The 24,362-nt window shown below is 43.6% G+C and carries 23 protein-coding genes; 5 read left to right on the top strand and 18 right to left on the bottom strand.

What is annotated here, in order from left to right:
* Nucleotides 1-175: 175 nt before the first annotated feature.
* From ACFOEK_RS12460 to sdhC, 4 genes are read right to left on the bottom strand one after another with little or no spacing between them, the layout of a single operon-like run.
* Nucleotides 176-880 (bottom strand): succinate dehydrogenase iron-sulfur subunit, encoded by a 705-nt coding sequence (locus ACFOEK_RS12460; RefSeq protein WP_386721362.1) that lies wholly within the window; start codon nucleotides 878-880, stop codon nucleotides 176-178.
* Nucleotides 881-907: 27 nt separating this feature from the next.
* On the bottom strand, nucleotides 908-2,683 hold the full coding sequence (gene sdhA / locus ACFOEK_RS12465; RefSeq protein ID WP_386721365.1) for a succinate dehydrogenase flavoprotein subunit: 1,776 nt from the start codon (nucleotides 2,681-2,683) through the stop codon (nucleotides 908-910).
* A 3-nt stretch (nucleotides 2,684-2,686) separates the two neighbouring features.
* Nucleotides 2,687-3,034: a succinate dehydrogenase, hydrophobic membrane anchor protein gene (sdhD, locus tag ACFOEK_RS12470; protein WP_386721368.1), complete on the bottom strand. Its 348-nt coding sequence runs from the start codon at nucleotides 3,032-3,034 to the stop codon at nucleotides 2,687-2,689.
* Nucleotides 3,028-3,402, bottom strand: coding sequence for a succinate dehydrogenase, cytochrome b556 subunit (sdhC, locus tag ACFOEK_RS12475; RefSeq protein WP_386721371.1), 375 nt, complete (start codon nucleotides 3,400-3,402; stop codon nucleotides 3,028-3,030). The genes sdhD and sdhC overlap by 7 nt, the downstream gene beginning before the upstream one ends.
* 505 nt (nucleotides 3,403-3,907) lie before the next feature.
* On the opposite strand from sdhC, the gene gltA reads away from it, so the two are divergent.
* A complete protein-coding gene (gene gltA, locus ACFOEK_RS12480; RefSeq protein ID WP_386721374.1) occupies nucleotides 3,908-5,179 on the top strand; it encodes a citrate synthase in 1,272 nt (423 codons plus the stop codon).
* Nucleotides 5,180-5,262: 83 nt separating this feature from the next.
* Here gltA and ACFOEK_RS12485 read toward each other — a convergent pair whose 3' ends face one another.
* The 7 genes from ACFOEK_RS12485 to sixA all read right to left on the bottom strand — a co-directional run bounded on the left by ACFOEK_RS12485 (nucleotide 5,263) and on the right by sixA (nucleotide 12,066).
* Nucleotides 5,263-6,441 (bottom strand): MFS transporter, encoded by a 1,179-nt coding sequence (locus ACFOEK_RS12485; RefSeq protein WP_386721377.1) that lies wholly within the window; start codon nucleotides 6,439-6,441, stop codon nucleotides 5,263-5,265.
* A complete protein-coding gene (gene aroC, locus ACFOEK_RS12490; RefSeq protein ID WP_386721380.1) occupies nucleotides 6,434-7,537 on the bottom strand; it encodes a chorismate synthase in 1,104 nt (367 codons plus the stop codon). Before aroC ends, ACFOEK_RS12485 begins: the two co-directional genes overlap by 8 nt.
* Before the next feature lie 93 nt (nucleotides 7,538-7,630).
* Nucleotides 7,631-8,569 carry a 50S ribosomal protein L3 N(5)-glutamine methyltransferase gene (gene prmB / locus ACFOEK_RS12495; RefSeq protein ID WP_386721383.1) on the bottom strand — a complete coding sequence of 313 codons (939 nt, stop codon included), beginning with the start codon at nucleotides 8,567-8,569 and terminating at the stop codon, nucleotides 7,631-7,633.
* A gap of 130 nt (nucleotides 8,570-8,699) precedes the next feature.
* Entirely contained in the window at nucleotides 8,700-9,770 is a 1,071-nt protein-coding gene (locus ACFOEK_RS12500) for a patatin-like phospholipase family protein (protein WP_386721386.1), read from the bottom strand.
* A gap of 21 nt (nucleotides 9,771-9,791) precedes the next feature.
* Nucleotides 9,792-10,694, bottom strand: coding sequence for a DUF4892 domain-containing protein (locus ACFOEK_RS12505; protein ID WP_386721389.1), 903 nt, complete (start codon nucleotides 10,692-10,694; stop codon nucleotides 9,792-9,794).
* Nucleotides 10,695-10,731: 37 nt separating this feature from the next.
* The gene (locus ACFOEK_RS12510) at nucleotides 10,732-11,586 is read right to left on the bottom strand and encodes an alpha/beta fold hydrolase (protein WP_386721392.1); all 855 of its coding nucleotides are present in this window, start codon (nucleotides 11,584-11,586) and stop codon (nucleotides 10,732-10,734) included.
* Nucleotides 11,587-11,598: 12 nt separating this feature from the next.
* On the bottom strand, nucleotides 11,599-12,066 hold the full coding sequence (gene sixA, locus ACFOEK_RS12515; protein WP_386721395.1) for a phosphohistidine phosphatase SixA: 468 nt from the start codon (nucleotides 12,064-12,066) through the stop codon (nucleotides 11,599-11,601).
* Between the two features lie 223 nt (nucleotides 12,067-12,289).
* Here sixA and ACFOEK_RS12520 point away from each other — a divergent pair, with 223 nt between their 5' ends.
* Nucleotides 12,290-12,793: a hypothetical protein gene (locus ACFOEK_RS12520; RefSeq protein ID WP_386721398.1), complete on the top strand. Its 504-nt coding sequence runs from the start codon at nucleotides 12,290-12,292 to the stop codon at nucleotides 12,791-12,793.
* 28 nt (nucleotides 12,794-12,821) lie between these two features.
* Here ACFOEK_RS12520 and ACFOEK_RS12525 read toward each other — a convergent pair whose 3' ends face one another.
* Together ACFOEK_RS12525 and ACFOEK_RS12530 are read right to left on the bottom strand one after the other, a co-directional pair.
* Nucleotides 12,822-13,631 (bottom strand): MOSC domain-containing protein, encoded by an 810-nt coding sequence (locus ACFOEK_RS12525; RefSeq protein ID WP_386721400.1) that lies wholly within the window; start codon nucleotides 13,629-13,631, stop codon nucleotides 12,822-12,824.
* An 82-nt stretch (nucleotides 13,632-13,713) separates the two neighbouring features.
* Nucleotides 13,714-14,646 (bottom strand): chemotaxis protein CheV, encoded by a 933-nt coding sequence (locus tag ACFOEK_RS12530; RefSeq protein ID WP_386721403.1) that lies wholly within the window; start codon nucleotides 14,644-14,646, stop codon nucleotides 13,714-13,716.
* A gap of 103 nt (nucleotides 14,647-14,749) precedes the next feature.
* On the opposite strand from ACFOEK_RS12530, the gene ACFOEK_RS12535 reads away from it, so the two are divergent.
* On the top strand, nucleotides 14,750-15,979 hold the full coding sequence (locus ACFOEK_RS12535) for an EAL and HDOD domain-containing protein (RefSeq protein ID WP_386721406.1): 1,230 nt from the start codon (nucleotides 14,750-14,752) through the stop codon (nucleotides 15,977-15,979).
* Between the two features lie 38 nt (nucleotides 15,980-16,017).
* Nucleotides 16,018-16,812 carry a TatD family hydrolase gene (locus tag ACFOEK_RS12540; RefSeq protein WP_386721409.1) on the top strand — a complete coding sequence of 265 codons (795 nt, stop codon included), beginning with the start codon at nucleotides 16,018-16,020 and terminating at the stop codon, nucleotides 16,810-16,812.
* A 34-nt stretch (nucleotides 16,813-16,846) separates the two neighbouring features.
* Here the strand turns inward: ACFOEK_RS12540 and ACFOEK_RS12545 are convergent, their stop codons facing one another.
* Genes ACFOEK_RS12545 through ACFOEK_RS12555 form a run of 3 tightly spaced genes read right to left on the bottom strand, consistent with a single transcriptional unit; the run spans nucleotide 16,847 to nucleotide 21,944 of the window.
* Nucleotides 16,847-18,445 carry an FGGY-family carbohydrate kinase gene (locus ACFOEK_RS12545; RefSeq protein WP_386721412.1) on the bottom strand — a complete coding sequence of 533 codons (1,599 nt, stop codon included), beginning with the start codon at nucleotides 18,443-18,445 and terminating at the stop codon, nucleotides 16,847-16,849.
* Complete coding sequence (locus ACFOEK_RS12550; RefSeq protein WP_386721415.1) at nucleotides 18,445-20,265, bottom strand: glycerol-3-phosphate dehydrogenase/oxidase; 1,821 nt, start codon at nucleotides 20,263-20,265, stop codon at nucleotides 18,445-18,447. The genes ACFOEK_RS12545 and ACFOEK_RS12550 overlap by 1 nt, the downstream gene beginning before the upstream one ends.
* Nucleotides 20,266-20,285: 20 nt before the next feature.
* A complete protein-coding gene (locus tag ACFOEK_RS12555; protein ID WP_386721418.1) occupies nucleotides 20,286-21,944 on the bottom strand; it encodes an FAD-binding oxidoreductase in 1,659 nt (552 codons plus the stop codon).
* A gap of 288 nt (nucleotides 21,945-22,232) precedes the next feature.
* Between ACFOEK_RS12555 and ACFOEK_RS12560 the strand changes: the two genes are divergently transcribed.
* Nucleotides 22,233-23,318 carry an AraC family transcriptional regulator gene (locus ACFOEK_RS12560; protein ID WP_386721420.1) on the top strand — a complete coding sequence of 362 codons (1,086 nt, stop codon included), beginning with the start codon at nucleotides 22,233-22,235 and terminating at the stop codon, nucleotides 23,316-23,318.
* 17 nt (nucleotides 23,319-23,335) lie between these two features.
* Here the strand turns inward: ACFOEK_RS12560 and ACFOEK_RS12565 are convergent, their stop codons facing one another.
* Both ACFOEK_RS12565 and ACFOEK_RS12570 read right to left on the bottom strand, forming a co-directional pair.
* Nucleotides 23,336-23,605: a glutaredoxin family protein gene (locus tag ACFOEK_RS12565; RefSeq protein WP_386721422.1), complete on the bottom strand. Its 270-nt coding sequence runs from the start codon at nucleotides 23,603-23,605 to the stop codon at nucleotides 23,336-23,338.
* A 120-nt stretch (nucleotides 23,606-23,725) separates the two neighbouring features.
* Nucleotides 23,726-24,362, bottom strand: a 637-nt coding sequence (locus tag ACFOEK_RS12570) for a hypothetical protein (RefSeq protein ID WP_386721424.1), incomplete at its 5' end; no start/stop codon positions are given.

Raw genomic sequence — 24,362 nt, forward strand, 5'->3', positions numbered from 1 at the left:
AAGAAATTGCTTTTTGAGCAAAAACTTCTGATTTTTCCGACATTTATCTAGTTTTAGAATAAATATCGAAAGAATGCAAAACTTCCCCCAAGATTTTTCTCATCAATTTGTAATCTAATTATTTTTTGGACGATGAGAATAAAAAAAGGGGCTGAAAAACAGCCCCTTTTCTACATTACGCTCCGCGCTGTAGCAGCATGTTGCGAATATGGCCGATTGCCTTAGTAGGGTTAAGACCTTTAGGGCAAACGTTAACACAATTCATGATGCCACGGCAACGGAATACACTGAATGGATCATCCAATGCAGCCAAACGTTCTTCAGTCGCCGTATCACGACTATCGATTAGGAATCGATATGCCTGAAGCAGGCCTGATGGGCCAATGAATTTATCAGGGTTCCACCAGAAAGACGGGCACGCAGTTGAACAACAAGCACACAAAATACACTCGTAAAGTCCATCCAGATGCTCACGATCTTCAGGAGACTGTAGGCGCTCAATAGCTGGCGCTGGCGTGTCATTAATCAAATACGGTTTGATCTTTTCATACTGTTTGTAGAATTGTTCCATATCTACAATCAGGTCGCGGATCACTGGTAATCCAGGAAGTGGACGAAGTACCAGCTTGTCCCCTTTTACACACTCAGATAGTGGTGTAATACAGGCTAGACCATTTTTACCATTAATATTCAAACCATCAGAACCACACACCCCTTCACGACATGAACGACGGAAAGACAATGAAGAGTCCTGCTCTTTAATTAGATGCAACACATCCAATACCATAAGATCCTTACCACCAGGAATCTCGATATTGTAGTCTTGCATATACGGAGCTTGGTCTGTCTCCGGGTTGTAACGATATACGCTAACTAACATTGTAATTTTTACCTCATCGAGCCTGCATTAGTAAGTACGAGCTTTAGGCGGGAATGCCTCAACTGTCTTAGGAGCAAAGTTTACGTCACGTTTGCCAATTGTTTGACTGGACGGGAAGTAAATCGAGTGCTTTAACCAGTTCTCGTCATCACGCTCAGTAAAGTCATTACGAGCATGAGCACCGCGACTCTCTTTACGAGCTTCAGCAGCAACCGCTGTTGCATAAGCGACTTCATACAAGTTACCTAGTTCTAGAGCTTCGATTCGGGCAGTGTTAAATGCCTGACTCTTATCTGAGATGTATAGATTGTTAACGCGCTGACCAATCTCTTTAAGCATCTCAAGACCTTTCTGCATGCTCTCACCATCGCGGAATACGCCAAAGTAAAGCTGCATACATTTCTGAAGGTCCGCACGAACTACAGCAACATCTTCACCACTTGTACTGGTGTTGATCTTGTTAAGACGAGCAAGTGCGTTATCAATGTCGGTATCTTCTGCATCCATAACGTCGAAGCCTTCACGCAATTGCTTCTCAATTTGAATACCAGCAGCACGACCAAATACAACTAAGTCAAGTAGTGAGTTACCACCTAGACGGTTAGCACCGTGTACAGATACACAAGCCACCTCACCACATGCAAACAAACCATCAACAATAGTTTCAGTACCGTCTTCATTCAACTGAATGGCTTGGCCGCCAATATTAGTAGGTACACCACCCATCATATAGTGACATGTAGGTACTACAGGAATTGGCTCTTTTGCAGGGTCAACGTGTGCAAACGTCTTAGAAAGCTCACAGATACCAGGTAGGCGGCTGTTAAGAACTTCTTCACCCAAGTGGTCTAACTTAAGGAATACATGATCGCCATTTTCACCAGCACCACGACCTTCCAGAATTTCCATAACCATAGAGCGAGCAACAACGTCACGACCAGCTAGGTCTTTTGCGTTTGGAGCATAACGTTCCATGAAGCGCTCGCCGTCTTTATTGATCAGGTAACCACCTTCACCACGACAACCTTCAGTAACAAGTACACCTGCACCAGCGATGCCGGTTGGGTGGAACTGCCACATCTCCATATCCTGCGCAACGAAACCGGCGCGCAAAGACATACCAACACCGTCACCGGTATTAATGTGGGCGTTAGTTGTGGACTGATAGATGCGACCTGCACCACCGGTTGCCAGCACTGTAGCTTTTGCTTTGATATAAACGGTCTCACCAGACTCCATATCAATAGCAACACAACCAACCACTTGACCTTTCTTGTTCTTGACAAGGTCAACCGCATACCATTCATTTAAGAAGGTAGTTCCAGCTGCCAAGTTAGCCTGATAAAGAGTATGAAGAAGAGCGTGACCTGTACGGTCAGCAGCAGCACATGTACGCGCAGCCTGGCCACCCTTACCAAACTCTTTTGACTGACCACCGAACGGACGCTGGTAGATGCGGCCATTTTCAAAACGAGAAAATGGAAGGCCCATATGGTCTAGTTCGAATACTGCCTGAGGGCCAACACTACACATATATTCAATTGCATCTTGGTCACCGATATAGTCTGAACCTTTTACGGTATCAAACATGTGCCAGCGCCAATCATCATTTGGGTCAGCACTTGCGATAGCACAAGTAATGCCGCCCTGAGCAGATACTGTATGTGAACGAGTTGGGAAAACTTTTGATACTACAGCAGTCTTTAGGCCTGATTCAGCCAACTGCAAACCGGCACGCATACCAGCGCCGCCACCACCAATAACGATGGAGTCAAACGTCATTGTACGAATTTGACTTGACATAAATTACAGCCCCCAAAGAATTTCGATTGACCAAACTACCAGCACAAACAAAGTGCCAATAACACCAGCATTAAAAATGAAGCGAATAAAAGCTGGTTTAATATAGTCAGTTGCAATGGTCCATAAACCCACCCAAGCGTGAGCAACCAGAGCAAGAACAGCTAACAGTGTATAAATACGAACAGAGGTCATGCTAAAAAGCTCTTTCCACTGCCCAAAAGTTAGCTCAGGGGTACATAGTAGGTAACCTACAATAAAGATTGCATAAGTTGCCAAAATAACAGCACTTACGCGCTGAAGAACCCAATCAGACAAGCCACTACGGCTGAAATTTGTAACGCTAGTTACCATACCCAAACTCCCGCTAAAATAATTACCGTACCACCAAGAACCAGTGTGATAATTGAAGCAATACGACCACTCTCAAGTGTTTCGCCGATGCCTGCATCCATCAATAAGTGCTTAATGCCAGCAACAAAGTGATAGCCAAGAGCAGATAAAATGCCCCAAGTAATAAATTTAGCTACAGGACTTTGCATGCATTCTTTTAATTGGTTGAAACTTTCTTCTGAAGCTAAAGACATATCTAAAGCTGCAATAACAAAGATCATACCGAAGAACAATGCAAAACCTGAGATCCTATGAAGGATGGATGCTTTCGCTGTTAGCGGAAGCTGAATCGTAGTTAGATCAAGGTTTTTTGGTCTATTGCTATTCACGGTTATACACTCTATCCGTTTGGGTCCGCGATGCAGACATTTACATTCACAACAAGGTTATGAATGCCTAGCCCATTCAGTGCTTTTAGCACCTTATAATTTAGTAAGAACATTAGTCCAAACTAATCCAGGTTTTGATAAATCTAAGCCAATGACTAGATTTGAGAGCGCGGTGATTATAATCAGCCACCCGAAGAAATTCAATGCAGATAAGGGATTGCGAAGACTGCACCATTAAAATGCCAATTTTCGACCAATTATTATTCAATGCACCATATTTGCACCTAACTCTAGATTATTTTTTCGCCAACCCCCTAAAAATTAATGAATATTAGGGCTAATCCTGCCCCCTTGATTGACAAAACGGCTTAACGCCTTATAGTTACGCCACCAGTAAGGCAATTTACGTCCATACTTTTTCTGGGATAGAGCAAATTAAAAACGGAGAACAATACTCCGATCTTCCATTGGGAGTTAAAGAAAACGTATTACAAGGAGGCCTTGCATGGCTGATAAAAAAGCACAGCTTACGATAGACGGTAAGACTTTAGATCTACCTGTTTATTCTGGAACTGTGGGTCCGGACGTGATCGACGTTCGTGGTTTAACTGGTGAAGGTTATTTCACTTACGATCCTGGTTTTGTATCCACTGCAGCCTGCGAATCCGCAATCACATATATTGATGGCGGCAAAGGTGTACTTCTTCATAGAGGCTACCCTATTGAGCAACTAGCTGAGAAAGCGACCTTTCTAGAAACATGTCACCTTCTTCTTTTTGGCGAGCTCCCAACTGCTGAAGAAAAAGAAAAGTTCGAACACACCATTACTCATCATACGATGGTGCACGATCAATTAAGCGATTTTTTCCACGGTTTCCGTCGTGACTCTCACCCGATGGCAATTATGTGTGGCGTTGTAGGTGCTCTTTCAGCTTTCTACCATGATTCACTAGACATTAACGACCCTCGTCACCGCGAAGTTTCAGCATTCAGATTGATTGCTAAAATGCCGACGATTGCAGCCATGGTCTACAAGTACAGCATTGGCCAGCCGTTCATGTTCCCTAAAAATGAATTGAGCTACTCTGAAAACTTCCTACACATGATGTTTAACACGCCATGTGAAGAAAAACCAATCAACCCAGTGATTGCTCGCGCAATGGATAAGATCTTCCTTCTGCACGCTGATCACGAACAAAACGCATCTACTTCTACTGTACGCCTAGCCGGTTCTACAGGTGCCAACCCATTTGCGTGTATTGCGGCAGGTATTGCAGCACTATGGGGCCCTGCTCACGGCGGTGCAAACGAAGCAGTGCTTAAGATGCTTGATGAAATCGGTACCTACGATAAGATCCCTGAGTTTATTGAGAAAGCAAAAGACAAAGATGATCCGTTCCGCCTAATGGGCTTTGGTCACCGCGTTTATAAGAGCTACGACCCTCGTGCAGTAGAAATGAAGAAATGCTGCGACGAAGTTCTGGCTGAACTTGGCTTGGAGAATGATCCTCAGCTTAAGATGGCTATGGAACTTGAGAAGATTGCTCTTGAAGACGAGTACTTCGTTAAGCGTAACCTATACCCTAACGTTGACTTCTATTCCGGCATCATTCTGAAAGCGATCGGCATCCCGACAGAAATGTTCACAGTAATCTTTGCTACTGGTCGTACACCAGGCTGGATTGCTCACTGGCATGAAATGATCGGTGGTAACAACCGCATCGGTCGTCCTCGCCAGCTTTATACTGGAGAGAAGCAAAGAGACTTGGAAAAATAACCACGTCTTTACCGCTCTAAAAAGACCGCTTTAAGCGGTCTTTTTTATTGAGTGATTTTTGATAAATACGATAAAAGAATGAATCAGTTTTTGATTCGTCTCACTACCAGAAGAGAAACAAGAGCTGAGAACGCAGCAAAATAAAACAGCACATCATGCTCTGCTTGCTCCCATAAAACACCACTGATCAAAGCCCCCGCTGCACCACCCAAACCAAAGCTCACGCCACTATAAAGCGCCTGCCCTCTTCCTGAAAACTCCCTGGAAAAATATTGCTGCACATACAGCATAGAAACTACATGCAAACAACCAAAAGAGAATGCATGTAATGCCTGCCCGATAATGACAAGTCCCAATAAATGAGGGAAAGCCCCTATCACTAACCAACGAACCACCGTCAACACAATCGACAGCAACAATAAAAAATATGCCCCTCGTTTTTTAACCCAAGCAGGAAACATAAGAAACAGCACAACCTCGGCAACCACTGCAAACGCCCACAGCCCGCCGACCCAGGTGGTACTGTACCCAAACTCCTTCATATAAAGACTATAAAAGGAATAATACGGCCCATGAGATACCTGAGTAAGAAAGCAAATAAGTAAAAATGCCTGAATATCCTTCCGATAAAGCAAAGGGATAATACTTTTATTGGGCTCTTTCTCTTCTCCTGCAGAATCCTTACTAATCAATTCAGGTAATGAGAAGCTAAGCACACCAGCCATACCAATCACGCCAAGCATAATAACTGGCAGCCAATGCAATGAAACAAAATCAAAGAGCGTACCTAGCCCAATAGAAGATACAATGAACCCAATCGAACCCCACATTCGTATTTTTGCGTACTTTGAAGCCTTAGGCCCAAGTGACTCCAGCGTGTAGGCTTCAAATTGCGAAAGAATCGCATTCCAAAAAAGCGAATACAAAAAGCTATAAATCAAGAGTTCGCTCAGTGTAAACGGCAGCAAGAACAGCGAAAAAAATATGCCTGCCCCGACTACACCTACGCGAATCACCTGAACTCTTAAGCCTGTCTGATCTGATATCAAGCCAGCTATGCTCGGCGCAAAAATTTTAGTGCCCAAAAAGATGGCTTGAACAAGCCCAATTTGATAGCCGGTAAAGCCCTGCTCTTTAAGAAAAACAGGCCAAAAAGGCAGTAAGCAACCAAGAAAGGAAAAGTAGAAAAAATAGAATAGAGAAAGAGGCGTTGCGACTGATCCCCAAGACCAGCCGCCTTTGTATTCGATGTCGCTATTCATCCACAGAAGCGGGGATTACAGGCACATTTGATTGTACATCAGCATTTTGAGCGCGATGACGTAACATGTGATCCATAACGACCATGGCCAGCATTGCTTCTGCAATTGGCGTTGCACGAACACCAACACAGGGATCATGACGCCCGGTAGTAACAACTTCAATCGGGTTGCCCGATTTATCGATACTTTTACCAGGAAGCAGAATACTAGACGTTGGCTTAAGAGCAATATGAGCCACAATATCCTGTCCTGTACTGATACCACCAGAAATACCACCAGAGTGATTGGATAAAAACCCTTCAGGCGTTAGCTCATCTCGATGCTCGGAACCTTTCTGTTCAATACAACCAAAACCGTCGCCAATTTCAACACCCTTAACGGCATTAATACTCATCAAGGCATGAGCAAGATCTGCATCCAAGCGATCAAAGACAGGCTCGCCGAGCCCCGGCATTAAACCACTCGCTACTACAGTAATTTTAGCGCCTATGGAGTCTCCCGACTTACGAAGAGCGGTCATGTACTCTTCCAGCTCTGGGACTTTATCTGCGTCAGGGCAGAAAAACGGGTTTTGATGAACTTGATCCCAATCTAACTTTTCAGCTTTGATTGGCCCCAATTGAGACATATAGCCGCGAATCTCAATGCCATAACGTTGCTTTAGATATTTCTTAGCAACAGCACCGGCTGCTACACGCATCGCAGTTTCTCTTGCCGACGAGCGACCGCCACCGCGGTAATCCCGAATACCGTATTTTTGCTCATACCCGTAATCAGCATGGTTAGGGCGGAAAGTATCTTTGATTTTGGAATAGTCTTTGGAACGCTGATCCGTATTGTGGATCACCATCCCGATGGAAGTGCCTGTAGTTTTTCCTTCAAAAACTCCGGAAAGAATTTCGACCTGATCAGGCTCACGTCGCTGAGTCGTAAATTTCGACGTACCTGGCTTACGGCGATCTAAGTCTTGCTGAATCTCTTCTTCTGAAATTTCAATTCCTGGAGGGCAACCATCAATAATACAGCCTAATGCCTTACCATGACTTTCACCAAACGTAGTGACAGTGAATAACTTCCCAAAACTATTACCAGACATTAAGCCCTCTCAAAATACATCCTGATACAGAAAAGTCGCTCATTATACGTGAAAGACCTTCATACCCCCAAAGATCTTTCCACTCTTAGGCTATTAATTACCAGCTAAAGCCTCTTGATTAGCTTTTAGCTCTTCATACGTCATGATGAAAATGCCATCACCACCATTTTCAAGCTCTAACCAATTAAAATCGATCCCCGGAAACGCTTGTTCAAGATTATGCATGGAATACCCTACTTCCATAATAAACAAGCCATCTTCACATAAATATTTTAGAGCGTTTCGCAAAATATCACCTGGCGCATCCATTCCGTCGTTGCCCGAAATTAGTGCTATCGCAGGTTCGTGCACGAACTCAGAAGGCATGGCATCAAAGTCCTCTCGATCCACGTACGGAGGGTTAGCAATGATGATATCGTACTTAACACCCTCAGGAATTCCTTTAAACAAATCAGATTGCATAGGAAACACACGATCGGTTAGGTGGTGATCATCAATATTCTGTTGAGCAACTTCTAATGCATCCAAAGATATATCTACCAAATCAACTTCGGATTCAGGAAACTCATAAGCCGCTGCAATGCCAATACAGCCACTTCCTGTACACATATCCAAAATTCTCGCCGGCTCATAAGCCAACCATGGCTGGAGATGTTTTTTCAACAATTCAGCAATTGGAGAGCGAGGAATCAATACTCGCTCATCTACATAAAAAGGGAGATCACAAAACCACGCCTGATTAAAAATATAAGGTAAGGGTGTTCTTTCGTGCAGACGCGCCTTAAGGTTATATATAATTTTCTGACGCTCTGTTGTCGTCAACCCTGCATCCGAAAAGTTCTCATAGCTATGCCATGGCAGAGACAATGTGTTCAATACCAATTGCGTGCTCTCATCCCACGCATTGTTTGTACCATGACCAAAAAATACGTCACTTTCATTCATGCGACTATAACACCAACGGCACATATCCTTGATGGTTCTTAATTCAGTTATTGCTCTATGTGTATCCCAATCGTTGATGTTTGTCATATCAATTCTTAATTTGTGTGTTGATGTAATTTAGGCTCATGAAAATTGGAATGAATTATAGAGTGGATTACCAAACCGAGCCACCGATGAATAAACCAAGACAATCAAAGAGACTAATGAAAATAGAACGTTACGGCATATCGGGGATGGCCTTCTCGGCTAAATCACGACCAATCTGTATAAGCTCTTCAGCACGCTGAAAATCAAGAGTACCGCAAGCATTCGCTGGAATTTGAATCATTATATCGGGTGGATAGCCAGCTACTTTGTACTTACTTAACGAGCTTTGCATGGTATCTATAGCCTGATGAATTACATCAATCTTGCCCATTTTCATCATTGGCAATGGTGAACCATCATCAACAGCCGCCTGAAAACGCTTGAACCAACGAGACGTTCGATCTTTTACATGTTGCCACCACAGCAAGGTTTCTTCTGATTCATGCTGCTCAACCATGGACTCAATATCTTGCGTCAGAAGCTCACCAAACGTATCCAAAGACAATGAATTCGAATGATCCAGATCCAACTCTAGATATTCGGAAATTAAATCTTTGCCTGTAGTGGTTTCCATTAAACTTTCAGCTTCGGCTTCTTCTTGATCATCTAGAGGAACAACATCATCGGCATCCATAGAGGCGGTCGCACTGGACTCTCGGCCCGCCAGATCAACAGCAATAGTAAGATCAGTATGTGCAGATACCGTTGGAATAATTGGGATAGGATTCAGCACACCGCCATCCACTAACAGCATGCCCTTAAGAGAGACAGGTGTGAATAGACTGGGGATTGATACCGAAGCTCTCATTGCCCTGACTAAATTTCCCCGCTGAAACCAAATTTCTTTTTTACTGATCAAGTCTGTGGCTACAGCAGTGTATTCGATAGGCAAATCCTGAATCTTCACGTCCCCCGTCATTTCACGGATTACCTTGAATAAGCGATCCCCTCTAATTGCTCCTGGCTCCCGAAGAGAAAAATCCAACAGCTTCATAAACTCTAAATAGGTGAAACCACTCACCCACTTTTTGAATTCAGGGAGCTTTCCCGCAGCGTAAACCCCACCAACCAAAGCGCCCATGGATGAACCTGAGACAGCGTTTATTTGATAACCACGCTCCTCAAGCACCTCAATCACACCAATATGAGCATATCCCCGAGCGCCCCCACTTCCTAGTACAAGTGATACCGTCTTAGGCATGAGATCTCCTTTGGACTTCAATCAGTTCTCTACAAAGACTTCAACCCACTGTTTTAATGATGATGCTTTGGGGTGGGATGGAGACAATGGCCCTACGCCATGAACATCTATCCTTAAACCACTAACGGTTGAACCAACATAATCACGAAGCTGCTGAGCTAATTGCTCACTCTTTTCGATTTCTGTCTCAATCCCTTCATCGCTGGAGTAATGACCAACAAAAAAGATTCTTTCTGGCCTCATTGATAAGAACTTCTGACTCAAGCTTGCCACCTGAGTTCGAGCAGAAGAAGTCATTACCAATCGGTTCGAAGCATTCAATGATACAGGTATTAAAATCGGAGTCTGTCCACGCTCTGGTAAATCAGATTTTTTAGTGATCGGCCCTTCAGAAACTTGATCGACCGATGCTGTTAACTGATCAACCATTACATACTTTCTCTTGTTAGCTCGAACTACACCATACAGAACAACAATGTGACTGCGCTCTGAAGAACGCCAATGATACACTCCATAGTGCTGTGAGGATTCCAGTCCACCAAGTTTTGCATCACCAAAGATATCATTTGCCCATAACGCACTCACACCACAGTCACGGCTGTGACATTGAAACCAAACCTCTGCATCCTGACGCTGCAGTTGCTGCTGATAAAAGCCCCATATTTCTTCTAATTCAAAGTCATCATGCAAACGGTATAGAGCTCTTACTAAGTTAGCATTGAGACGACGGCTCTTACTTACATGCAATCGTCCATTAACTTTAGTTACTGGACTAAGAATTAACCGATAATCAGGAACTTCGCTTACGCTTTGTGTCTGAATATCGCTGTAGGGGAAAGGCTGTAATTCAGCTTTCAATTGCACACTAAGCAACATCAAAGTAACAACGATCATTGCTTTTAACTTCGTTCCTAAAGACACCATCAAACTTTCCTTATCCTTCCTATACTTGTATTCAAGCTTACCCATTAATAAAAGAGTTTAGCTCCTCTGCGACTCTTGCGGCGGACTCTTCCATATGCAAATGATGGCGACCCGGCAGTGTTTTTACATCCGGATCAGTAAAATAGGACAATCTTTGCTCTATCGTCGCCTGAGGAATCAAACTGTTTTCTGCAATAATAATTTTTAGCGGTATCTCCATCTTTGAAAGCATGCCCTGCACTTGCTCTTCACTCAAACGCATAGGTGAAGGTAATCTTAGTCTCGGGTCTGTAGACCAAAAGTGACCGTCTTCATTTGCTTCGTGAGAACGTTCTACCAGCAACTTTGATGCTTCGTAACTAAGCCCACCAATGCCCTTCTGTCGAGCTTGAATCATAGATTCAAGGTCAGGGTATGCCACCATGTTACGCCCTGTACCTTTGAGTTGTTTCTCAATCGAATCTTTTAACTGACGCGCGCTATCTTTCGGATCACTCGCTATAGGCCCGACCGCTTCAATTAAACAAACTCTCTCAACTATTTCCGGGTAGATTGAAGCAAACACACTAGAAATAGCGGCTCCGAGAGAATGACCAACCAAAATCACTTTTTCGAAGCCTAGCTTAGAAATCAATTTCCGAATGTCGGCTACACCATCAAGAAAGTGGTAGAGCTGCCCTTCAGGCTTATGAGAGGAATGACCATGTCCGGGCAAATCAATTGCAAGATATAAACGATTTAATTCTTGTTCTGGCAGTACCAAATCGAAACTATTTGCGTTATCAAGCCATCCATGGATTAAAAGAACAGGCGTTTTATCACTGATACAGCCCCACTCTTTGTACGCTATTGTTACACTTCCCAGATCTACTTCTTTTTCAACAAACGTCATACGTGTTCTGCCCTACTTAGGAATAACTCTTTTAATCAATTCAACACAGCCGGCACCAGGGTATTCACATTCGAGGCAGCAAGCATATCCGGTATCAAACATAAGCGGTGGCTGTAATAATGCATCATTACCATATACCAAGGTATTGGTAAGCTCTGTCACCATAGGATTGTGAGAGACCAAAATAACATCAGTAAGTTGAGTTGACTGCAACCAATTCAAAATATGGGTGTATGGTGTGCCGGCCTGTAACACATCCAACGCTTCTACTGGCAAATCAAGTTCACCAGCAATAATAGAGGCTGTTTCAGAAGTCCGGTCAAACGGGCTATGTAATATTTTAGTTCTGTCCGTAACCCAATCCTTTAGTTGCTTTCCTGTACTCAGAGCCTGTTTTCGACCATAGTCAGTTAACTGTCTTTGAGCATCAGAATCGGCGCCCATAGAAGCTTCACCATGCCTAACAATCACAATTCTCATAATTAGCCCCTATACTCTTAATTTATTTCTTAATCCTAATATCGTCTTTATTCACTGTGCTGTCCTGCATTAAACATTCGATACCTAGCATCTCACAAATATTCAGCAACTAGCGTCGTTTAAGGTTATGCACTATTCTAAATTATCATTGAAATATCATGCTAACTCATTAATTTTTAAATATATACGTCACCGTCAAACCTAGACAGGTTGAAATAACCAGATGCTTAATCCGGAACAACTAGAAACAACAATTAAAATGCTTGCATTAGCTGCAGCGCAGATTGAAGCAACTATGATTGAAGCGGGTGAATCGGTATCTGAGCTTTCTACATCTTTTTCTGAAATTGCAGAAAAGTTTCATCATCTTGACGGACACCAAGACGATACCATTGTTCAGGTTTCTCGTGCTGACTTTACTGCATTGAGAGAGCAGATCAATCAAGCCATCGTCGCCATCCAGTTTTATGATCGAATGACTCAGCGACTTCATCATGTGAATGACGGCCTGATTGAAACTGCTGGTTTGCTTGAAGATCCAGAAGTATCCAACACCAAATGGGAAGCATTGCAGGACAACATCAAGAAACAATACACCATGGAATCAGAGCGCCAGATGTTTGATCAAATTGTTTCAGGTAAGAAATTAGACGAAGCCATAGAGATTTTCAAAAAGGTCACGGCTAATACACTTAATGATCACTCAAACGACATCGAGCTCTTCTAGAATTAAACTCTTCTAGGATTCACCTTTGTTAGATAAGAGTCACCTTATCTCCAACAGAAATAACACCCTTCTTTTTACTGTGAGTTGCATTCTGACCAAAGAAGGTTGCATTACCTTGTTTGCGGGTAGCAACCAAAGTTTCAATTACCGCCCTTTCACGCTCAATAGTCTCAGGATTAATGGAAGGCATGACACATCGAGAACAAGGTTTCACCAAATCGAATTGAATCCCATTAATCGATAGTGATGTCCAGTTATCTTCAGCGTAAGCATCCAAGCCCGCCCCTTCAATAACGATGTTTGGGCGGAACCGTAGCACTGAAACTTCATAGCCTAGATCACGATTAAACTGCTCAATGGAAGCGGTGGTTGTAATTAAAAAAGGAAAACCATCTGCAAACCCTACTTGATCATTAGGCTTAGCATAGTCCTGATCGACTGTTCTTAGCTGGTCTTCTCCGATGTAAGCCAGACGCACTTCTTTACCAAGAATATCAGACAGCCAGCTAGCAACCTGTTCGCCCTGATCCCAACACAGCTGTCGATCTTTCCAGACTTCGGTTTCGATAAGTTTGTTTTGACTGATAGGTACATCAATAAATGATGACATGCCATCCATATAATGAAGAGCTAATATGCCATTCTCAATTTTAACTTTAATACGCGCTAACTTTGGATCTTTCCGTTGAGTAACGAACTTTCCGGAAGCCCCATCAACAATCATCCAGCGTCGATCATTTACGATACCCGATGCATCAATATCAGCTCTTTGCAAGGTAATCGGAGCGCAGGACTTTACAGGATAATGAAAGAGCGAGTGAACACGAAGATTAGACATAGCATGATCCAAACCAGTTGACTAATTAGTTTGGAATCATGACATACTCTCTCATCAAATCAATAGCATAAGGATTAATAAATCATAATCCTTTTAATGACTTAATTCGGTTTTGAACGACTTGGGCCAACATATCTGGTTGGAATTTAGAAAGGAAATCGTCACAACCAACCTTCTTAACCATCGCTTGGTTAAAACCACCACTAAGTGACGTGTGTAAGACAATAAACATCCCCTTCATGCGGGGATCGTTGCGAATTTCCGTTGTTAAGCGATAGCCATCCATTGACGGCATTTCAGCATCAGTAATGAGCATCAAGTACTTTTCAGCAGGATTTATTCCAGAATCAGCCAGTTTTTGTAGATGTTGTAGGCCTTGTAGCCCATCGCTTTTCGACGTTACCTGGATTCCAATTTTATGCAGTGTCTCCGTTGCCTGGGAAATAGCAACGTTGGAATCATCCACCAACAAAATCTCAAGGCCATCGGCGTATTTCATTACGTCAGGCTCAAGCACATCTTCAGATACATCCGTATCGTAAGGTGCAATTTCAGCAAGTACTTTTTCTACATCAATGATTTCAACAATGCGTTCATCAATTCGTGTAATTGCTGTAAGGAAGTTTTGACGACCTGATCCTTGAGGCGGTGGCAAAATATCTTCCCAGTTTAAATTCACAATATGGCTGACGCCACCCACGAGGAACGCCTGAACCGATCGGTTATATTCCGTTACAATGATTGTGCATTTATCATCAGGAACGATGGGGCGCATCCCAATAGCTGCGCTCAAATCAATCACGGGTATGGTGGATCCTCGCAGATGGGTAACACCACAAACATACGGATGACGATGAGGAATCAAAGTAAGATTAGGAAGAGGCAAAACCTCCTGAATCTTGAACACATTGATGGCGTACTGCTGATGACCATGTAGTTGGAACGTCAAAATCTCTAGGCGATTCTCGCCTACTAATTGCGTTCTCGAATCTACGGAGTCCAAAATTCCAGACATTAACTGACCTCTGGTGATGATATGTGGTTAGCATGTATATCGTGATCTACACTTAATTCTTTAGTAATTGTAGATCAAAACAACATTGACGTTAAAAGCATATATGGATTCTTCGTCTACTGATCAAAAGCCTTTACTGGCCCGACAACCAATCTTCGATAAGAATCTTGGAGTAGCAGCTTACGAGCTACTTTTTAGAAACAGTACTGACAACTTCGCATCTCCCACCGATCAAGATTCAGCTACCAGTCAGGTCTTACTGTCTGCGTATTCAGAGTACGATATCACTCAATTAACAGGCAGCGTTCCAGGTTTTGTTAACTTTACCAAGAATCTCTTACTCAGCGACATTCCTTTTGAAAAGAAAAGTCTTGTCATTGAAGTGCTCGAAGACATTACCGACTGCAATGAAGTAATAACGGCCCTCTCCCAGCTAAAAGAAGAAGGTTATACCATTGCACTGGATGATTTTGTTTACTCCAATGACAAACTTGAACTGATCAAACTCTGCGACATTATCAAAGTAGATCTTAGGGCTTATTCAACCGAAAAAGAATTCCTGTTAGACGTCAAACGCATAAAAAATACCAAACGACGAATGCTGGCCGAGAAAATTGAAAACCATGAAGAATTTGAAAAGTGTAAAGAGCTGGGCTTTGAACTATTTCAGGGCTACTTTTTTGCTAAACCACAATTAGTTAAAGGAAAGCAACTCTCCTATAACCGTCAAGTTGTCTTATCACTGATTGCTCAGCTTCATCGCCCGGAAGTAAACTTAGATTTCCTAGAAGAAATTCTGGTCAGAGACCCTGAACTGACCTATAAACTCTTGAAGCTGGTCAATTCAGCAGCCTATACCCGAGGTCGAAAACTAACTAAAGTGAAACAAGCTCTGACCTGGCTTGGACTTCGTAAAATCAAATCTTGGGTGATTCTGCTTTCCCTATCTCAACTCGATGATAAACCTCAAGAGCTCACTTCTGTCGCTTTGATTCGCGCGAAAACCTGTGAGCTAATGGCGAGTCAGCTTAATTCTAATGATACGGAAAGCTTTTTTACGGTTGGAATCCTTTCTTGTTTACCAGCATTTATGGATATGAATATGCACAAACTGCTGGAACACATTCCGCTTTCCGATGAAATCCATAACGCCTTACTCTATTACAAAGGATATCCAGGCTTTGTCTTGGCGACCGTGATGGCTCATGAGAATGGTTGGTGGGATAAAATAAATTGGAACAGCCTTGCAAAAATGGGAATTAGAGATCAACATCTCAACGACTTTTATCAAGAAGCGGTTAGCTGGAGCAATCGCTACAAAGACATGACATAACATCTAACTCCAATCCCTTTCAGTAGTAACTTTAATCTATGCAAAATCCCATCGAATGGATCGATATAGGCGTCAACCTATCCAATAAACAATTTAAAGATCAGCAAGCCGCCATTATTGAAGACGCAACGACTTCAGGCGTCTCAAAAATCATCATCACAGGCACTGATCTTCAAGAGAGTCGTAACGCCATCAAGCTTGCTAAGACCTTTAATCAGTATGCAACAGCAGGTATTCACCCTCACGACGCAAAAGAAAACTCTGACAGTGCTTTTCAAGAAATCGCTGAAATGATGTCTGAACGCTGTGTCGTCGCTGTTGGAGAAACAGGATTAGACTTCAATCGGAACTTTTCTACGCCTGAAGATCAACAAGCTTCTTTTCTAAAGCACATAGAGCTAGCTAAAAGCACAGGCAAACCTATGTTTTTACATGAGCGGGATGCAGGTGAAGCCATGGCCGCACTCCTGGCCGAGCATAGATCAGAGCTCAGTAACGCTGTGATTCATTGTTTTACAGGCTCAGAAGAAGACCTAAGACGCTATATCGATCTTGATGTATACATTGGTATTACAGGTTGGATTTGCGATGAGCGCAGAGGCTTTCATTTACATGACCTCATTAAGCTTATCCCTGAAGATCGTCTTATGCTTGAAACTGATGCCCCTTATCTGCTTCCTCGAACATTATCCCCTAAGCCTAAAAATCGAAGAAATGAGCCCAAGTATCTACCACACATAGGTGAATACATTGCAAAATTACTTGAAATACCAGTGGAAGAGCTTGCCGCAAAAACAACAGAGAACACTAAGCGTTTCTTTAATTTAGACTAACTGATATTTTGATTCGGAGATTAGAAAGAACTGGCTACTCTGGGTAGCCAGTAATATCACGGATAGATTTGTAAAGCGGTTGGAGCTGTTTGTACATTTTCAGATACACTTCTTTGTACAAGCGGTCATACATGTCCTGTGTTGGCTTGTTCGGATAGAAAACGTCACCCGTGTGTGTCATGTTGGCAATGGCCTGATCGAACGACCTGTAATATCCCATCCCCACAGCCACATCAATGGCAGCGCCTAAACCTGAAGTTTCATAGGTATGAGGCCTTTCTACTGGTATCCCAAAGATATCCGCTGTAATCTGCATTGCAGCATTACTTTGAGAACCACCACCTGCAACACGCACCTGTGAGACATGCGTACCGCTGCGTTTCTCAATACGCTCTCTGCCCTCTCGAAGCCCATAAACAAGACCTTCCAAGATAGCTCGGTAGATATGCGCCCGTGTATGCACATCTCCAAAACCAATGATCGCCCCTTTTGCTTCCGGTCCAGGATTTTTAAGCCCTGGCGTCCAGTACGGCTGCAACATCAAGCCCATAGAACCCGGCGGTACTGAATTCACCAGCTCATCAAAAAGCTGTTCTGGTTCAATTCCTCGCTCTTGCGCAACTTTAATTTCACGCAGACCAAACTGCTTCTTAAACCAGCTGACCATCCAGAAACCACGATAAATCATAACTTCCGTAGAATATGCATTCGGAATCGCCGCCGCATAAGGCGGAATCATTGGAATGGTTTCAACGTATTTGTCATTAATCGTATTGATGGTTGCGGTTGTTCCGAAGCTTAAACAAGCAATGTTGGGTGACACACCACCTGAGCCAATGATCTCACAGGCTTTATCGGAAGCTGCCGCAATAACAGGAAGACCTTCAGGAATACCTGTGTATTCAGAAGCTTCTCGAGTCACTTTACCAATGCCATCGCCTGGGTTGACCAGCTCAGGCAGTTGCTCTGGTCGAATTCCCGTAGCTTTCCACTTCCAATCCCAGTGTGGTGCCCATTTCAAGCGTTTATAATCAAAAGGAATGTAACCCACTTGGGAGCCGATGGAGTCTTTAAACTCACCTGTTAGCTTGTAATTCAAGTAACCGGACAACAGTAAATACTTATCGGTCTTTGCCCATATCTCAGGTTGTTGCTGTTGAATCCATCTCGCTTGGGTTTTAGCACGGAAGGTATTAATCGTTTCCGTCAGACCTAAAATTTTAAAGGCCGCCCCCCATAAACCACCAACAGGTTCACTGGTGTCAGCTTTTCTTTGATCCAACCAAATAATGGCAGGCCGAAGTGGATGTCCGTCTTTATCGAGATTAATAACGGTACCGCGCTGTGTTGTAACAGCCATAGCTCGAATATTATTGCGATCGACCTGTGGATCTTGCCAAAGCGCATTACATGCTTCAGACAAGCTCTTCCAGTAGTATTCCGGGTATTGCTCTGCCCAACCAGGATGCTTTGAAAAATAGGCTTCCAAATGGACCTTGGATTTGGCAATGAGCTGACCTTCCAGATCAAACACCAAAGCGCGAATACTTTGGGTGCCATTATCAATTGCCAGGATATGCGTAGACGACGGTTGACTCTTCGCAGAACCAACAACTTTGGTAATTTTGTCCATCAAACAGCCTCTTTAGATACACCAGAAGCAGCTTGATGATCATCACCATCTACACTGTTGTTATCAGAAGAACAATCTTCTTTCCTGTGACTTGGAAGTGAATAGCACGCCTCCCAAAGCTTTTGATATCGAGATAACTCGGTATTCCATCGTTGTTCATCCCAGCCCTGATGTTCGGCAAACAACGCCTGAACCTTCTGCCATAATGTGTCGGACAGATGTGGCATCACATTGCCAAGACGAGTTCGACGCAACATTAAATCATCAAGATGAACGACCGATTCGTTCTTAATCGCCCACTCCAACTCAGCCCACGAGATATCGGAATAACCAATGGACGCTTCAAGCTCTGCATTTTTGGACTCTGCAAGCGTTTTACCCGCAATAACATCCATAGCGCGAACGCCATAACGGCCTGATAGTCGGCGCTTAATGCGGCCAGTTAATCGCCCTAATTTACTGGCTGCGAAGTTTGTTGAGGTAAAGAACGCTTGTCCGTAATCTTTTATTTTGGCTTTAGGACCGTGACCGAGTTCATCTTTCATTACTCGCTCAAGCACATCAAACGCAATCACTCGGAAAGTGGTTAGCTTACCGCCACTGACAGTAATCAGTCCGGGCTGCTGCCAAATGGTATGTTCTCGATTTTCTTTTGACGGATCCAACCCTTTTCCGCTGGAAATAACTGGTCGAACACCTGCCCAAGTTGAAATAACATCTTGCTCTGAAATCTTACTGGAGGATAGGTAGTAATTGGCCCCTTCCAACAAGTAATCAACTTCTTCTTGAGTAATAGACGCTTCTTTCGACAAAGGTGTCTTATGATCTAAGTCGGTCGTTCCGATAACTGCAGCGCCCTGCCAAGGAAAAACGAACACGGGGCGTTTATCCCTTGGGTGCAACATAGAAATAGAACAAGACACAGGTAAACGCCAGAAAGGGATAACTAAATGACTGCCTCTGAGCGGTCGTAATTCAGGTGCATTAGTCTTGGCCAATTCTTTAGCCCAAGCACCGGTGGCATTTACCACTGCAGTTGCTTTCAGCTTATAAGAAATGCCTAGTATTTCATCTTGAACTTCAACACCGGTAACTCGGCCGTTATCGTCTTTGATTAATGATGAAACCGAACAATAGTTTAGTGCTACGCCGCAATCGTTAATGGCTTCAGTGAGAGTTCTCACAACCAGGCGACTGTCATCGGTTACGGCATCAGCAAAAACGGAGCCGCCTGTTGCGTCCCCTGCCTCTATAGGCCCTAGCCAACTCGGTAAGTCTGATGCATTCAATGATTGTCGATACTTCTTCCCAGCAAAGAAGTCATAAATACTCAGCAAGACTTGAAATAACCAACGTGGCGGAAATTGCCCTGGCTTGTGAACCATCAAATAGCGCATCACATCCACAAGGCCTGGCGCCTCATCAAGATAGCGCTGACGCTCTCGAACCGACTCTCTGGTTAAGCGAAACTGTCCTTCACCTAAATAGCGAAGCCCGCCATGAACCATTTTGGAAGAACGGCTGGACGTGCCCCAAGCAAAGTCTTTTTGCTCCAGAAGCAGCACTTTAAGGCCTCTACGTGCCGCCTCTCGCAACACTCCGGCACCTGTAATCCCGCCACCGATGACAATTAAATTGAACGATAACGATTTATCAGCGTCACCTTTGTTTTCATGAGCGCTACGGACTGTTTGGCGAAATTCATGCGCTGCTGTTGAGATAGTACGCTTTGATAGTGAAGTCGGCACCTCACTATCAAATTTCGCATGTTCACTATTAATAACCGGTTCTGAGTTCGATCCACCAGAAGATGCCACCATGATCTTTGACCTCTTCGTATTTATGCAGATTCAGAAGATGCTTCATTGTTACTTTCAATGACACTTACTTGTCCTGATTCTGGTGAATCAACCAACAATTTACCCGGGTTAAGCTGTCCCTTTTGATCGAAGTATTGAGCCGCGTGACGAATCAGTCCTGTAGAAACTTCGCCTTTCTCAACCGCCATATAAGGCGCATGATCAAGACCAACACCGTGTTGGTGACTGATCGTTCCGCGATTGTTAACGATTAACTCAGACGTCGAATGCTTCAGTTTTTTCCAACGCTCCAGTGTTTCTTCGTAGCTATCGCCAGTCCGGTACACATAGGTTGTATAAATACTGCACCCTTGATTGTAGAAGTGAGACAAATGCGTAAACACATGAACTTTCTCGCCCTCAACATTCAAGGCGGTTCTGAGATTGTTCTCAATTTCATTCAACAAGTAATCGACATTATCCCAATCGGTTGCAGTTTCCAAAGTATCTACTGCATAGCCGCGTTCCCACAATGTTTCACGAAGATAAGGGAATAAGAAACGCTTCTCTTTCCAGCGCTTACCAAGCATGGTGCCAGTATAAACGCCGTCAAAACGGGAAATGATTTTCTTAACTTGCGAAAGAGACAAGTTGTTTTGAGCCTTGTTGTGCGTTAGTCCGAAGGTCATCATGCACTTCCCTTCGCCAGCACCTCTGAATTTCAGGAACTTTTCCAGTAAGTTGATTTGACCTTCATGCCCCGCCAGCGCCAACTGAGTTTCAGTTTCTACAGCGTTGCTCAAACGCATCATAGACATAGGAATGCCTGCTTGAACCATGCTGCGCACACAATTCAGCGCGCTCACCCAACTTGGTAGAAAGGCAACATAGAATTTCTCTTGCTCTGCAATCGGTGTAACACGAATCTTGGCTTCGGTGATGATACCAAAACGACCTTCAGAGCCCATGAACCATTCACGAATATCTGGGCCGGCTGATGACGCAGGATAGGTCGGAATATCAAACGTACCGTCTAAAGTCTCAATCTTGCCGCCAGCAAACATCTGTTCGATGCGGCCGTATTTAAGCGACTGTTGACCGCTTGAACGACTGGCAACCCATCCACCTAAGGTAGATAGTTCGAAGGATTGAGGAAAATGGCCAAGGGTATAGCCCTTGGCTTGAAGTTGCGACTCAAGAAGCGGTCCAGGGACGCCCGCCCCAAAAGTCGCAATTCTGCTCTGTTCGTCTAAATCTAATAGACGACACATACGGCCCATATCAACGGTAATGATAGGACGCTCATCTTGTAGAGGATTGATGTGACCAACCACACTGGTTCCACCACCGTATGGGATCACCACCCAGTTATTAATTTTTGCCTGATCTAATAAGGCTCTTACGTCATCGGAAGATTCTGGATAACTGACTGCGTCCGGGAATACACCAATATCACCACTCTTCATAGCCAACCAGTCAGGAAGGCTTTGACCGCGTGCGTGTAAAATACGATCTTTCTTTGCAGTTGTATAAAGCTCAGACTCGGCCAAACGAGACTCAGGTACTGAGGCTTCAACCTCTTCGTAAGTCGCATTGGCAAGAGGAGAAGCAGCCCCTACTTTATCTTCCAAAAATGCTTGGCCGTTATCCGGAAGTTCTAAATAAGTACTTTCATCACCCCAACCATTCCAACGACGCATAATTACTTCTCCTACTAATTTTATACTTTAAAAGTTAACCCTAACCACTTGAAAAAAATAGACTTAACTTTTCCTATTACTACTCCTAAATAAAGATAACAGAAGCAGCTTTCCATGACTCAATTCAATAAATGTGCGAACAACACATCATTGTTAGTGTTATTATGTGTGGCACAGTCTAACCATGTTAAACTATTTTTAAACTGACCTATCGGGACAGGCTATGTTCAAATTAGGTCATCATAAGAATTACAAATTGAACTTTGACAGACATCAATGCCAAGAAATATGGATACTGATTTAAGTAGTACACCCCCACGTACAGACTCAACATCACATAATTTAGGAACCGCCTCCATTCCCCCTGTTCTACAGTATTTGGAATGCTCTAAAGCATTAGGGATAGACATTAAGGCGGCCATCACTAATTCCAGATTTCCAGCTCAGTTGCTTGAAGATGACACAGCCAGGGTTCAAGGCACTGATTTCCAAGCGCTCTTACTGGAACTAATACGATCATGCGAATTAGACACCTTTGGTTTGAGCACCGCGCAATATGTTCAACCAGGCTCTTATGTGGTCCTTGGCTATATCACAATGAACTGTCGAACCATCAAAGAAGCGTTAGAAAAAGCCATGCCCTACGAAAAGTTGGTTGGGGATATGGGAGTAACCGAGTTTGAGGATTTGGAACTTCCAAGTGGCTTAGGCGTAAAAATGACTTGGCATTGCAATTACACCCACCCGGAAGTCATTCCTCACATGATTGATAACGTCTTGGCATCCTGGCTGACTTACTGTCGCTGGCTGGGTAATAGACCTGATCAAGCGCCTGAAGAGATTTGGTTGACTCGAGAAAAACCATCCAACCCAGACACAGAGCAAAAATATCAAGAAATTTTCCGATGCCCCATTAAATTTGGACAAACAAGTAATTCTATCTTCATCAGCAAAGAGCAACTTGAATTACCATTAAGGCGCTCCGACCCACTGTTACTGCAAACACTTGAACAACATGCGCAGACCCAGCTTAATGAGCTCACCTCTGAACAAGACATCGTAATCAAAGCGACTCGGGCGCTGAAAGAGATCATGAAATCAGAACCGCCTCGCAAAGAGCGACTTGCAGAAATATTAGGTATTTCAGGCCGCACTCTTCAGCGGAAGCTACAAGCGGCAGACAGCAGTTATCAAGAGTTATTGGATCAGGTGCGAAAAGAAAGTGCGGAGTATTACCTCGCCTACACTCAGCTATCGATGGGTGATATTGCTGCTCACCTAGGCTTCTCAGATACTCGTTCTTTCCATAGAAGCTTTAAGCTGTGGACAAACACTACGCCTGGTGAGTACAGGCAACTAAAACAAACGAACTAAAAAGCGTATAAGAGCCGTTATTCATTAACGACTTCGTACCAGTGAGCAAAGGTTGCGGAGTCAAAGGGCCAATCAAGCTCTCTGTCGGTGGCAAGATGACGGACTACAGGAAGTCGGGTGCCGTAGGACTCAATCAATCGATCAGCATCTTTCTCTTCAGCAATATCGACTAATTCAACGTACACCTGTTCCAAATCCACAGCAGAAGCAATAACTTGCGTTGCGATATCACACAGATGACAGCCCTCTGTTGTATAAATCAGTAAATCAGGCGTTTCATTATTCATAGTAGTTCTTTAGTGATAAAAGCTCTTTAGTGATAAAAGTCCGATAGCTATTCTATGGGTTCATTAGGCATAAAAAAAGAGCACCTAAGCGCTCTCTTTTTTAATCATCACCAAAAGTGATTAAGCATCGACTTCACCAGCAAGTTCATCGACGGAAACACCATCTTCAGTTTCTGGTTCAGAAGCTGTACCAAATGCTTGAGGCAACACTTCTTCAAACAATGAGCGAGCAAATTCTTGAATTCGTTCGCTTGGAGACAACTCACTACTCTCTGCTTTATCCGCAATGAACTGCTCAAGAAGGTCTAACATGCCTGCAGCGGATGATTGAAATAAGCTTGCCTTATCAACAACACTTTGAACGTCTTCAGCGAATTGCTTCAGTGGTTCTACGAGATTAGGTAAAGACGCCAATCCCTGACCTTGACCATCGCCAAGATCCTGTACGTTCTGATAAGTCCGAGTAGTCGCTTGAACTTCAGAATACGAGAAATCCAAGGTAAAGCTCGCTAATTCAGAACTGTCATATCCTAGAGACATTGCCTGCTCTAAAGCACTATCAAGATCTCCGCTGAAAAATGACTGTGCCAAACTATCAACCTGACCTAAGAAATCATTCAACGCCGTGAGCTCACCTTCATCTAGCTCACCGTCAACCGACACGCTGAACTGGGAACCAGAATAAGCGGAATAACCGAATGATGATCCATCACCCGTATTCTGATAATCAAATGAAGAATAATCTAAGCTCGCAAGA

Source organism: Litoribrevibacter euphylliae, assembly GCF_042646085.1.
Taxonomy (GTDB): Bacteria; Pseudomonadota; Gammaproteobacteria; order Pseudomonadales; family Litoribrevibacteraceae; genus Litoribrevibacter; species Litoribrevibacter euphylliae.